At 37.7% G+C, this 14,718-nt stretch carries 7 protein-coding genes; all 7 read left to right on the top strand.

Going from position 1 to position 14,718, the window contains the following annotated elements:
• The first annotated feature begins 217 nt into the window (after positions 1–217).
• Positions 218–3,076: an alpha-L-rhamnosidase gene (locus ABI125_12020; protein ID XCF05449.1), complete on the top strand. Its 2,859-nt coding sequence runs from the start codon at positions 218–220 to the stop codon at positions 3,074–3,076.
• A 96-nt stretch (positions 3,077–3,172) separates the two neighbouring features.
• Entirely contained in the window at positions 3,173–4,771 is a 1,599-nt protein-coding gene (locus tag ABI125_12015; protein XCF05448.1) for a sulfatase, read from the top strand.
• 323 nt (positions 4,772–5,094) lie between these two features.
• On the top strand, positions 5,095–8,160 hold the full coding sequence (locus ABI125_12010) for a TonB-dependent receptor (GenBank protein ID XCF05447.1): 3,066 nt from the start codon (positions 5,095–5,097) through the stop codon (positions 8,158–8,160).
• Positions 8,161–8,172: 12 nt separating this feature from the next.
• Positions 8,173–9,771, top strand: coding sequence for a RagB/SusD family nutrient uptake outer membrane protein (locus tag ABI125_12005; GenBank protein ID XCF05446.1), 1,599 nt, complete (start codon positions 8,173–8,175; stop codon positions 9,769–9,771).
• 95 nt (positions 9,772–9,866) lie between these two features.
• Positions 9,867–11,273, top strand: coding sequence for a cellulase family glycosylhydrolase (locus ABI125_12000; protein ID XCF05445.1), 1,407 nt, complete (start codon positions 9,867–9,869; stop codon positions 11,271–11,273).
• 17 nt (positions 11,274–11,290) lie between these two features.
• Complete coding sequence (locus tag ABI125_11995) at positions 11,291–13,465, top strand: beta-xylosidase (protein ID XCF05444.1); 2,175 nt, start codon at positions 11,291–11,293, stop codon at positions 13,463–13,465.
• Positions 13,466–13,472: 7 nt separating this feature from the next.
• Positions 13,473–14,714, top strand: a complete 1,242-nt coding sequence (locus ABI125_11990) for a hypothetical protein (GenBank protein XCF05443.1) — start codon at positions 13,473–13,475, stop codon at positions 14,712–14,714.
• Positions 14,715–14,718 lie beyond the last annotated feature (4 nt).

The raw sequence follows: 14,718 nt of genomic DNA, 5'->3' as shown, positions 1-14,718 counted from the left end.
GAACTTCCAATGTTTAGCCTATTTACAGAAAAGAAAGTCAGAGATGAGTCTGAATTGACCATTTACATCCGGCATTGCAGTTGTCTCATTGTCTGTGGTTTTAGTGGGAATTGGTAATTCCTTGTAATTTACGTAGCCGATAAAACAGGACAAGTGTTTAAAAACATAGCTGTAACTTTCAAGTATTATTTTACCCTTAACACTAAATTTATCCTAAATGAGATTAATTAAATTTTCGTTTAAACTTTTTGTATGCCTTTTGTTTGTAGCATGTAAGCAAGAACCACAATTGGTAGAATCGATTTTAAAATTTGAATCGCTAACATGTAATTCAAAAACAAACCCTTCAACCATTGAAAGTGAGCAGCCGTTGTTTTCATGGGTGGTTAATGCCGAAGGGTATAACAAATCGCAGACGGCTTATCATATTTTGGTAGCATCTTCTGAAGATAAGCTAAACGAAAATGAGGCTGATATTTGGGACTCCTCAAAGATTGAAAGTGATAAATCCTCCTTTGTTAAATTTCAAGGAAATTCCTTAGAGCCATTAAAAACCTATTATTGGCAGGTTAAGATTTGGGACGAAAATGGAAACGCTTCCAAATGGTCCGATGTCCAAACTTTTCAAATGGGATTAAAGAGCAAAGCCAATTGGGGCGAGGCCAAATGGATAACCCTAAACAAAGATACCCGAACCTCACCTTATCGCTTTAGGGATTACAAAACCGGAAGTATGGAAGAAGCCCAAGCGGTAGAAGGCTTTGCGGCAAGTTATTTTAGAAAGGAATTAGAATTCGATAAAACCATAAAAAATGCACAAGCTTACATTTGCGGATTAGGCTATTATGAACTGTACTTAAACGGAAAAAAAGTGGGCGACCACGTGTTGGATCCCGCGCCATCAAATTACGATAAGCAGGCTTATTATGTGCATTACGATATCACAGAAACCCTTCAATCTGGAAAAAATGCCTTCGGAATAATTTTGGGCAATGGCTTTTACGGACAAAATATTTCATGGAAACGCGACCCAGAGTCTGAAAGGGATTTGGCCTATGGACCGCCTACGGTGAAATTGCTGGTTAAGGTAGCATATGAAGATGGCACTGAAACCGATTTTTATACCGATGGTTCTTGGAAAGAATCCACTGGTCCCATTGTGTTTAACAATATATACGGAGGCGATACTTACGATGCCCGATACGAAATTAATGGTTGGAATACTTTAGGCTATAACGATAGCGAATGGGGCAATGCGAAAGAAGCTTCTCCAAAAATTACGAACATTAGCGCACAGCAAATTCCGCCAATTAAAAAACTGAAAGAATTTCATCCTCAAAGAGTTTTTAAAGGTACTGATGGCGAATGGATTGTAGATTTTGGTCAAAATATAGCGGGTTGGGTTAAGTTAAATGTAAAAGAAAAAGAAGGTCAGTTTATTGAAATTATAACTACCGAGGCCTTGCTTACCAACGGAAATGATATTTATCAAGGTTCTACTGGAGGCGGTGCCAACGGTATGCCACAAATTTATGAGTACATCTGTAAAGGAGATGGTTTGGAATCTTGGGAACCCAAGTTTAGTTACCACGGGTTTCGTTATGCCAAAATAAAAGGGGTGTCTAGAAAACCTGATGCCGACATGATTAAAGCTGTTTTGGTGGCTACCGATATTCAGGAAACAGGTAGTTTTGAATGTTCTGATGAATTGTTCAATAACATGCATAGCATTAGCAAATGGACAATTGTTGATAATATTCACGGTATTCCAGAAGATTGTCCGCATCGCGAAAAATGCGGTTGGTTGGGCGATGCTCATGCGTTTTGCGAATACGCCTTGTACAATTACGATATGTACGATTTCTATAAGAAATATATGGAAGATATCCGCACCCAAATGCGACCTACAAAAGGCTACAATAATCCAGAAATAAAATATCAGGTGCCTACTATGATTGCGCCTGGAAAACGCACGTCTACCTATGCGAAAATTGACTGGGGAGTGGCCACCATGTATTTACCATGGTACAATTACAAGTTTTATGGCGATGATGCCATTGTAAAAGAGTATTACCCAGAAATGAAAGAATTGACCAATTTTTACCTCGATTTTAAAGGCGAAAATGGCATTATGCAAGATGGTATGGGCGATTGGTGTCCGCCACGCTGGGATCGAAGAAAAAATCCAAGTGCGATGGAATGCGACCCTATTATTTCTGCCAATGCTTATTTTTACGATGTGTTGGGTATTATGGAGCGCTTTGCAAAAATGAACGAAGATGCTGATTTTGAAGCAAAAATGAAACAAGAAAAAGAGGCTTTAAAAGAAGCGTTTAACAGAGAATTTTTGGTTGAAGTTTCAGGTACAAAACACAAATGGTATCAAAGCCAAACCGCTATGGTACAAGCCTTGCAATTCGGTATGGTTCCAGATGATGAAATTGAAGCTGTGGTTAATGGCTTGGCTTACGATATTGTTGAGGTTAAGGGAGGTCATCATTCAACGGGTATTCATGGTAACCGATACATTTACACGGTATTGTCTAAATACGGAAAGGCAGATTTAGCATACAATATTTTAACCACTCCAGATTTTCCTAGCCAAACGTATGTGATGAATTCTGGCTTCACTACATGGCCAGAACGTCAGTTTGAATGGGAAAAGATGGAAGGCCCTAGCAATTCATTGAACCACCCGATGCACAGTGGTTTTGCTGCTTACTTTTTTGAGTCTTTAGGCGGAATAAAATCTGCTGAAAATGAGGTGGGCTATAAGCAGATTATTGTTGACCCTGAGTTTCCTTCTGCAATTACCCACACAAAAGTGAGTGTGCCTTCGCCTTATGGAGCTATTAAAAACGACTGGTCAATAAATGAAGGTATATTAACCATGAACCTTGAAGTGCCCTTTAATACTAAAGCTAAACTCGTTTTAAGTCAGAATGAATTGGAAACCCTTAAAGTCAATGGAAAATCTTTTGACGATTTTCAAAAAGAAGGTCGTTCTGAAATTGTAGGGACTACAAATGTACTTTTGGGCTCAGGAGATTATAATATTGAATATAAAAAGTTATAAAGTGAACGATTTATACCTTTTAACCTGAAACAAGAGTAACCAACTAATTTAGAGATAAACAACATTAAAATTATTTCTGAACGATAAAAAAAACGGATGAAAAGCTTAAAGAAATCATTATATGGTTTTATAGCCTTGGCTTTCTTGGCTTGTAAAAACAAACCCTCGGATGCAACTTCCTCTCAAAAAAAACCTAATATATTATTCATTTTGGTAGATGATTTAGGCTACCATGATTTGGGAGTAACGGGAAGTGAATTTTACGAAACCCCCAATGTAGATAAGTTGGCCAACGAGGGTGTCATATTTACCAATGGCTATGCAGCAAGCAGGGTTTGCAGTCCTTCAAGAGCAAGTATCATGACCGGTAAATTCACAGCACGGCATGGCATAACAGATTGGATAGGAGCCAAAACAGGAGAAGACTGGCACAGCCGACAAAGGCACGATAAGTTATTGCCAGCTGATTATGTACATGAGCTACCTCACAAAGACATAACCATAGCCGAAGCGTTCAGGTCGAACGGCTACAAAACGTTTTTTGCAGGAAAATGGCATTTGGGCGGCCAAGGTTCTTTACCTGAAGACCATGGGTTCGATATCAATATAGCAGGGATTGATGCAGGAAGTCCAAGAGGTGGTTTTTTTTCACCATGGAACAATCCTAGGCTAAAAAATAAGCATAAGGGAGAAAACTTAACAATGCGATTGGCAGAGGAAACAGCCCATTTTATTTCCAAACATAAAGATTCTGCATTTTTCGCTTTTCTTTCGTTTTATGCCGTACATGCGCCCATACAAACTACTGAGGATAAATGGCGAAAATACCGTGATAAGGCCGATAGTTTAGGAATAGCCAAAAAGGGTTACGACATGGAGCGTGTATTGCCAATAAGAACAGTTCAGGATAACCCTGTTTATGGTGGTTTGGTTGAAACTATGGACGACGCAGTTGGGGTGGTTTTAAAGGCTTTAAAAGACAACGGTATAGATGATAACACTATTGTCGTTTTTACTTCCGACAATGGGGGGGTGGCTTCTGGTGATAATTACGCAACAAGTAACCTGCCCTTAAGAGGCGGAAAAGGTTACCAATGGGAAGGAGGCATTAAAGAGCCGTTTTTTATAAAAGCACCGGGATTAAAGAATAGTATAAAAACAACAGAAGAGCCTGTGGTAAGTACCGATTTATATCCTACACTGTTAGATTTGGCTAATTTGCCTTTAAGAAAAGAGCAGCATTTAGATGGGGTAAGTTTAAAACCGTTGCTTGAAGGAAAAAGTATGGATATGGATAGACCATTATATTGGCACTATCCACATTATGGCAATCAAGGAGGAGAGCCTGCTTCAATAATACAAAAAGACGGTTGGAAACTTATACACTACTGGGAGGATGGGCATCAAGAACTATATCAATTGCCTTCAGCAGAGCATGATAGCTTAAATTTGGTTAACGTGTACCCCGACAAAGCCAAAATTCTCAGTAAACAGCTTATGGAATGGCTGCAGAGTGTAGGGGCCAAATACCCTATTAAGGATTCAGAGTTTAATCCAGTCAAAGCCCAACAGCGCTATTTAAACACAGTTAATAAGAAGTGGCCTTCGTTGGAACAACAGCGTTTAGAAGTGTTGGGTGAAAACTTCGTGCCAAATGAAACTTGGTGGAAAAGTAAAGTGCTTATCAAAGATTGACAGTATTGACCAGTTGTCAGTAAATGGAAAAACAACCTTGACTACCCAAAAATTCAAATGAATAAAAAAGCTGATAAACCAACCATGAAATTAGATTTGGTAGCCTACACAGTTTTACTGGTTGAATATATTCCTTAATTAACCCTAAATAATAGTTAAGGCTACCATGAGATACAGTTTTTTCTTTTAGGGTTCACTTAAACTTGTTCTTGTTTAGGTTATTGGCTGAGCACATTTTTATAAACTGAACCCTACAAAACAGGACAGGCAAGTATACTACGCTCCTTAAATTTAAAAAATATAAATCAACAAACTAAATATTTATGAATTTAAAAACTAAACTAGAACCACTTTCAGGTTACATGAAAACTTGGATGTGTGCGGTTTTGATTATGTCGTGTATAGCCATGGCAAAAGCTCAAACCGTATCGGGCACAGTTGTTGCTGATGGGCAGCCATTGCCGGGAGCAGCTGTAATTATTAAAGGAACATCTAAGGGTACAACAACCGATTTTGACGGTAACTTTACCATTGAAGCAGGGCCTCAGGCTGTGTTGTCCATTTCCTATGTAGGGTATTCTACTAAAGAGGTTACCGTGGGCAACCAAACACAAATTAACGTTACCTTAGTTGAAGACAATAAACTTGATGAAGTAGTTGTAATTGGATACGGTACGCAACGAAAATCAGATTTAACAGGGTCGGTGTCTTCAGTGAGTTCAGAAGATTTAACCGCTGTGCCAGTTTCTAGGGTGGATCAAGCCTTACAGGGTAGGGCCTCTGGGGTGCAGGTGACTCAAGTAAACGGTGCTCCAGGTGCTGGGACAGTTATAAGGGTAAGAGGGGGAAACTCCATAACAGGTAGTAATGAGCCGCTATGGGTTATAGATGGTATTGTAGTTGGTACTAACTTTAACTTAAACAACATTAATAGTAATGATATCAAATCTATTGAAATCTTAAAGGATGCTTCTTCTATTGCCATCTATGGATCTAGAGGAGCAAATGGTGTGGTGTTGGTAACTACTAAAAATGGTAAAGGTGCAGGAGCAGGTAAGCCAGAAGTAAGTGTAAATCTTTACACAAGTTTACAAAGCGTTCCAGAATTACCAGATATGCTTTCTCAGAGGGAGCAAATAGAGTATACTAACGAAAGTGCTAGATTTAGAGGGGTAACAGAACCGTTTCCAAACGATCCATCAACTTACCCAGATAATGATTGGTTTGATCTTTTAATGCGTACTGCACCAATACATAGTGCAGATGTTTCTATTTCAGGAGCAACAGATAACGTAAACTACTATAATTCTTTGAGTTATTTTAATCAAGAAGGTATCATAAGAAGCTCTGGTATTGAAAAATTTATTTTTAGGTCTAATTTAGACTATAAATTAAGTGAAAAAATAAAGGCAGGTTTTAGAGTGAATTATTCTAGAATTAAGCAAGATAATGGTGTTGTTGGTTTTGGAGATGCTTTTGGTACACTTCCCTCACAGCCTATATTTAATGATGATGGATCTTATAATGGATTTAATGAAGTTGTTGGAGCTCCATTTAATAACCCTTTAGCTGCTATAGATTTGAATACAAATGAGACGTATAGCAATAATTTGTTAGCAACAGTATACTTAGAGTATAGCCCAATAGAGAATTTAATTATTCGTTCAACTTTTAGTCCAGAAATCAACAATTCTAAGCAAAATAGATTTTTTTCCAGTCAATCACCAAGTAATCTTGCAATAGATGTACTTAATGGAGGTTTTGCAAGTGTAGAAACAATAGCTACTAATGGTTGGAATAATGAAAATACAATCCAGTACCAATTCGATGTAAATGAAGATCATAGTATAACAACACTTGCTGGAGCTTCTTTTCAAAAAGTAGAGACAGAAACAACTTTTGCAGAAGCCTTAGGTATTTATAGTGATGCTACTGGTTTTAATAATTTAGGGTTTTCTAATCCTGCTAGGTCTCTAGTTTCTAGTGATTTTAGTGGATTCCAAATTGCCTCTTTTTTCGGAAGGATAAACTACGCTTTTAAAGATAAATACCTATTAACTTTAGTAGGTAGAACAGATGGTAGTTCTCGTTTTGCTCCAGGAAATAAATATGAGTTTTATCCTTCTATAGCAGGTGCTTGGAAAATTTCAGAAGAGTCTTTTATGCAAAATCAAAATGTGTTTCAAGATTTGAAATTAAGAGCAAGTTGGGGTAAATCTGGTAATCAGGCCATTGAAGAGTATAGAACATTAAGTGCCTTAACAGAGGCTAATACAACTTTTGGAGGATCTGAAATACCAGGAATAACAATTGGTAGACCTGCCAACCCTAATTTAAAATGGGAAACCACAAGTTCTTTTGATATTGCTTTAGAAGCTTCACTTTTTGGAGGGAAAGTATTTACAGAGCTAAATTATTATTATAAGAAAACAGAAGATTTGTTATTAGATGTAACAATTCCTAGACAATCAGGTTTCTCAAGTCAATTACAAAATATTGGATCTTTGGAGAATAAAGGTTGGGAGTTATTGATAAATTCAACTAACATAAATAAAGGAGACTTTACTTGGGGGTCTACAGTAACATTATCTGCTAACAGAAACAAAATATTAGATTTAGGAGATGTAGATTTTATCGATGTTACCGTTGATGAGATTTTAGGTTCTGGTAATACACGTTTAATCGTTGGTCAACCTGTTCCAGTATATACAGGTGTTAGATATTTAGGAACTTGGAAAAGCCAAGAAGAAATTGATGCATCAGGTTTTCTTGATAACGCCATTGTGGGAGGTGCAAGATTTGAAGATATAAGTGGACCAAATGGAGTACCAGACGGTAGAATTTCACAAGATGATTATGTGGTGCTAGGAGATCCAACTCCAGACTTAATATTTGGATTTGAAAACAATTTTTCTTACAAAAATTGGGATTTATCATTTTACTTTCAAGGAACTACAGGAAATGAAGTATTCAATTTAACCATGCGTAATAATTATTTTAACCGAGGCGAAACCACTAAATATGCTGATTTAGCTGACCGCTGGATAGAAGGTGTTAATGAAACATCTGATATTCCAAGAGCTGGACAAGATACTGTAACAGGTACACCTCCAAACTCTGAATACGTGGAAGATGGTTCGCACATACGTCTTAAAACATTAAGGTTAGCTTACAATGTACCGGTTAAAGATTGGGGATTAGATGGGATTAAGAATGCCTCTATTTATTTTTCAGGAAATAATTTATTATTATTCTCTGATTTTAGATTGATTGATCCCGAAGCCAGTAGGTTTGGGAGAGATGGAATTGGTAATATAGCCCAAGGGTATCATAATGGTTCATATCCAAACCCACGTGTTATAACACTTGGCCTTAACGTAACATTTTAAAAAAAAATAGATATGAAAACAAAGAATATATTTTTATACATCTTCATGATTATCTCATGTTTTTCATGTGAGAAGTTTTTAGAAGAAGACCCGAGAGCCATTATCTTATCAGATACATTTTTAGCATCTAAAAGTGAGGTTGAGGCATTTAGAACAGGATATTATGCTATTTTAAAGAATAATTCTATTTACGGACAAGTTGGATTAGATGTATTTTATGATAACGGAGCCGATATTATAGAGCCTAATAGACAAGCTGGTTTCTTTGAACCAATGGGAAACTATTCCCTTACCGAAGCATCAGCAGATGTATCCACTCAAAAAATGAGTGTATCTGACACTTGGAAAGATTTATATAGAGTAATAAAAAATGTAAATATTTTAATTAATAGAGTTTCTGTTAATGAGGTGATTTCAGAAGAAGATAAAACAGATTTTATTGCAGATGCTAGATTTGTTAGAGCATTATGTTATTGGCATATTACTAACCTTTGGGGTGATGCACCATATTATACTGAAGAACTTGCACTTGAAGAAGCTGTTGTCTTAGGAAGAACAGATGAAGCAATAATAATAGAAGGTATCTTAGATGATTTAGAATTTGCACAAGCAAATCTAAAAGATGAATATACTGGTGATGCTGCTGGAAGAGCTTCAAAGTGGGCCGCTGCATTAATTGAGGCAAAAATTCTTATGCAGCAGCAAAAATGGCAAGAAGGTCTGGATAAATGTCTAGAGATTATTAATCAATCGCCACATGCATTACTACCAACTTATGCTGAGGTTTTTGACCCAAATAATGAATATAATGCAGAAATTATTTGGTCGTTAGATTTTGCCAAAGACATTATAGGCCAGTTCGAACTTGGTGTTCAAGATGCTGATGGGAACTTACCTAATTTTGCAAGAGATTCCAATGGAAACTGGAGACCAAGTATGTTTAATCCGCGTTTAAGGGATGAACCTAAAAATGCTGAAGATTTAGAACCTTTGAAGGCTGCTTTAGCTGCTAATGGAGAGTCGTTTAATGGTACTGGTTTACAAATAGCATCAAAAGATTTTGCTGAAAAGTTTCCTATGAATGATTTAAGAAGGCCTCTAAATGTTAATGATATGTATGAAGGTATTCAACTAAATCATACCTATATGCCAAAGTTTATGAATTTGAACTTGGCAACGTCACCACGTTTCAACCATTCTGACAACCGATTAGTATTCCGTATGGCTGATGTGCATTTGATGGCTGCTGAATGTGAGAATGAGCGTCCTGGTGGTAATCCAAATGATGCTTTCGAGTATATTAGGCAAATTAGAGAACGTGCTTATGCTACCGTTCCAGAAGCTGAAGCAATTTTAGGCTTAAGTCAGCAACAATTTAGAGAAGCAATCTATGACGAGCGTAAATGGGAATTAGCTGGTGAGGCTTGGAGAAGATATGATTTAATTCGATGGGGTATTTTGTTTGATGTAGTGGAAAATTTAGAATATCGTTTCTGGGACCCAGCAAACAATATTCAACCTTGGCATGTTAAATTGCCAATTCCATTGCAAGAAATTATAAATAATCCAGCATTATTGGAATCGGATCCAACCAATAACGGATATAGATAATAGTGTTTGTTAAAGTCAGTTACTTGTATTAAGGTCGAAATAATTTTATTTCGGCCTTAATGCTTATTACATATAATAAAGTTTTTACCTGTTAAATGATCCTAAAAAAACAAGTTATAAAGTTTGTAATTATAGCCTTTATCTTGCCGTTGGCCTTAAAAGCCCAGATTAAGCATGGTTTAAGGGATGGGCAAGGTAGGCATATAATACCTAGGGGCTTCGTGGTTAATACTAACGACCATAAAGGTGAAGTGTTTTTTAATAGCGACGACTATGCCCGTATGGTTAGAATGGGGGCGAACTATCAAGTTATACGTTTAGAACTTGGTAAACTCAGTGAATTTCCAGGAGGAAAGCTAGAGCCCAATTATTTAAAAAAACTAGATACCCTTGTTGCTTTAGGGAGAAATCATGGTATAAAAACTGTTTTCAAAATGACGGTTTATGGTATCAAAAAATTTGTATGGGAGGAGTTTTGGTTGAATAAAAATAACGAGTATGATACCTATATTGATGCTTGGAAAGTCATTTGGAAGCGCTATGCAAATAATAATGCTGTGGTAGGATATGATGTGGTGAACGAACCGCGAAAACTTACTATGGATATTTCATATAATAAACTCACCGAAAAATACCTGATTCCGTTGTATCAAAAAATTATTGATGAAAGCCAAAAGATTGATGCGAATAAAAAAATACTCATCCAATCTATATTTATGAATAAAGGCGAAGCCATTGATAATAACCAGTATGCCGAAATTACTGCTCCTATAAAACGTGAAAATGTGATTTTTGCTCCCCATATATATCAAGATAACATAGATTTAGTAAAACCTGTAATGGATCGGTTCGATAAAGAGTCTGATTTGTTAAATGCTCCAATACTTATAGGCGAATGGGGCTTTCCTACATTTGCAAAAACAGATACTTTAATTAGTGGTAGGTTGGGGCAATTAAAATACAGAGAACTCTACATTAAAACGGCAGAGGTTTTCGACCAAATGGGTGTAGGGTCAATAAAGGCATGGTTTTTGGGAAATCGAAGTATGCAAAACTTCCTCCCGGGCGGTCCTTCTACTTGGGCTATTTTTAGTGATAGTACTGATGCTGGAACGGTAGAACGTAAGTATATAACCGATGTTATTGCTAGACCATACCCGCAGGTTATAGCCGGAACGATAGAAAATTTTATGTTCAATCATGCCACTCGAACACTAAACTTGAATGTTGAAACCGATAATAGCAAAGGAGCGTCTACTATTTTCGTGGGAGCCAACAGGCATTATCCGGATGGTTTTTCGGTTATTGTAAACGATGATTTGGTGTTGTACTATAACCCATTGAAAAATGTAGGTTTAGAAACCTATAAATGTCCTGAAAACGCAAGTCCAACAGATTTTATTTGGGATGTTCATACCCAAAAATTAACAGTTCTAAAGTGGCCTCAGGATAAGGCCAACTTACAAGTAAAAATAGTTCCTGGAATTCGAAATTTTGAATAATTAATATATAAAGTCCAATGAAAAAGTTATGGTTAGCCGGTTTGATGTTTGCTGCATTGATAAATGTTTATGCACAAACAGATAGCGAACAATTAAAAACAAAAAAAGAGGCAGAGATAGAAAAAAAGGTAGCTGCATTATTAAGCCAAATGACCTTAGAGGAGAAAATTGCCGAAATGACGCAAGATGCTCCTGCCAATGAGCGATTGGGTATTCCTGTTATGAAATACGGTGAAGCATTGCACGGCTTATGGCTTGTTCTTGATTATTATGGTAATACAACAGTTTATCCACAAGCGGTAGCTTGTGCTTCAACTTGGGAGCCTGAGCTCATAAAAAAAATGGCGTCTCAAACAGCACTGGAGGCTCGCGCTTTAGGGGTTACCCATTGTTACTCTCCTAATTTAGATGTTTACGCAGGAGATGCGCGTTATGGTCGTGTTGAAGAATCTTATGGAGAGGACCCTTATTTGGTTTCGCGAATGGGGGTAGCCTTTATTGAAGGATTGCAGGGTACAGGAGAGGAACAATTTGATGAAAATCATGTTATTGCAACGGCAAAACATTTTGTTGGATACCCCGAAAACCGTCGTGGTATAAATGGCGGGTTCAGCGATATGTCTGAGCGTCGCTTACGAGAGGTTTACCTTCCTCCATTCGAGGCCGCAGTAAAGGAAGCAGGCGTAGGCTGTGTGATGCCAGGTCATCAAGATTTTAACGGCGTGCCTTGTCATATGAATACCTGGTTGTTAAAGGATATTTTAAGAGACGAGCTAGGTTTTGATGGTTTTATAGTTTCTGATAATAACGATGTTGGCAGACTGGAAACCATGCATTTTATTGCTGAAAACAGAACTGAAGCCGCTATCTTAGGATTAAAAGCAGGGGTTGATATGGACTTAGTAATTGGGAAAAACGTTGATCTGGCAACGTATCATACCAATATTTTGAAGGATACCGTAATGCAAGACCCTTCATTGGTAAAATACATAGACAAAGCCGTATCACGTAACTTAACCGCGAAATATAAATTAGGCCTATTCGATATAGAGCCTAAAGAGATTGACACGGAAACTGTAGAAGCTGGTAACGATGAACATCGTGAGTTTGCATTGGAAATTGCAGAAAAATCTATTATCATGTTAAAGAATGATAACAATCTCTTACCGCTTGATGTATCAAAAATAAAATCTTTGGCCGTTATTGGGCCCAACGCCCACGAAGAAAGACCTGAAAAAGGAACCTATAAACTATTAGGAGGTTATTCTGGATTGCCACCATATTATGTTTCGGTATTAGATGGATTAAAGAAAAAAGTGGGCGATAACGTAAAGATAAACTACGCCAAAGGCTGTGATATCGATAGTTTTTCAAAAGAAGGATTTCCTGAGGCTATATCTGCAGCAAAAAAATCGGATGCTGTTGTTTTAGTCGTGGGTAGTTCTCATAAAACTTGTGGAGAAGGTGGCGATCGTGCCGATCTTGATTTATACGGTGTCCAAAATGAGTTGGTGGAAGCCATTCATAAAACAGGAAAACCTGTAATTGTGGTTTTAATTAATGGTCGCCCATTGAGCATAAATTATATCGCTGAAAAGATACCATCAGTACTTGAAACGTGGTATGGAGGCATGAGAGCTGGCGATGCGGTTGCCAATGTACTTTTTGGCGATGTGAATCCGGGTGGTAAACTAACCATGTCTTTTCCTCGCGATGTAGGCCAAGTGCCTGTAACGTATTTGGAGCGTCCGGACTTTATTGGGTCTGGAAAAGGGCAATACCGATTTAGTGATAAATCACCTTTGTTTCCATTTGGCTATGGCTTAAGCTACACCTCTTTTCAATACGGTGAACCGACGCTTGAAAATGCTGTTATCAATGCTGGCGAAGCAACAACGGTTTCAATTGAAGTGACCAATACAGGAGAAGTAGAAGGCGATGAGGTTGTACAAATGTACGTACGTGACGATTTTGCTTCAGTAGGCCGCTATCTCAAACTGTTAAAAGGCTTTGAACGCATTACATTAAAGCCCGGTGAAACAAAAACGGTTAGATTTAAATTAGGTTTTGATGAGCTAAATATCTTGAACCAAGATATGAAGAAGGTCGTTGAACCAGGAACTTTTACAATATCGGTTGGGGCGTCTTCTAAAGCAGAGGATTTAAAAACAGTTTTGTTGACTGTAAAATAACAACCTCATGAAAGAAAGAAAAGGTGCTGCTTTACTATTGTTGTTACCATGGTTAGGTTTAATGTTGAATGCGCAAACATTTAATTTAAACCAACCCATAGTTTCCCAAGACCTTGTTTTTGAAGAAAAAAATGGACTTGTAGCTGTTGAAGCAGAGTATTTTTACCAACAAACCCATGCCGAAATTAGGCAATGGTACCGAACAACAAAAGACAGTATAGCTGTTGTGGGGCGGGACGAAGATGCTAATCATTATCTAAATGCCAGTAACAGTAGCTACATCGAAATACTGCCAGATACCCGGGTAGCGCATTCCGATAAGTTAGTTCAGGGAGAAAATTTTTCCAATGAACCCGGTCAAATGGCAGTAGTGAGCTATAAGATTAAATTCAATTCTCCAGGCCGTTATTATGTGTGGGTACGCGCCATGAGCACAGGGAGTGAAGATAATGGTCTTCACGTTGGTCTTAACGGGGTTTGGCCAAAACATGGGCAACGCATGCAGTGGTGTAAAGGGAAAAAATATTGGATGTGGGAAAGCAAGCAACGTACCAAAGAAGAGCACTGTGGTGTGCCATATGCGATTTATTTAGATGTCCCAGAGCCCGGTATTCATGATGTGCAATTTAGCATGCGGGAAGATGGATTTGAGTTCGATAAGTTTGTGTTAACCTCCAATGTTAATTATGTTCCTATTGATAAGGGGCCAAATATGGCATTGGCTGAAGGCAGCTTGCCTAGTTCGTATAATTCCAAAACGGAACTATCATATTTTAATACCATTGCCCGAAAACTTCCGGAAAACAAATTTATAGCTTCACAGGAGTTTCCTATTGATGGAACCAACTTTTACAAGAACGGTAAAAATTGGTTGGCAATAAATCCAGAGAAATACAAACAGGCAAGGACATCAAAAACCTTTGATTTTGAAAGCGGTAAATATGATGTCATTTTTGTTGGTGTTGGTGAAAACGATGGGCGTTCAACGTTTCGCATTTTAATTAATAACAAAGAGTTAGGAACTTATAAGCCGCCCTTAACCCATATGCTTTGGGAAGAAGGAAAAGCATTCAATGGTTTTTGGAACAATGTAAAGCTTAAAACGGGCGATAAAATTACCGTTGAAGTCCATGTGGCTACAGATGGTAATGAATGGACCCGTGGGCGTTGGGCGGGTTTTGTTTTTGCACCTGTGGGCCATGGGAAAGCCTTACAAGAGGCGCCATCAACATACATTTTTGAGAAATAGAACA

Origin of the sequence: Tamlana crocina, from assembly GCA_040429635.1 — a bacterium.
In the GTDB taxonomy this organism is placed as follows: domain Bacteria; phylum Bacteroidota; class Bacteroidia; order Flavobacteriales; family Flavobacteriaceae; genus Flavisericum; species Flavisericum crocinum.
Note: the sequence above shows the minus strand (reverse complement) of the source record. Positions and strands in the feature narration are given on the sequence as shown.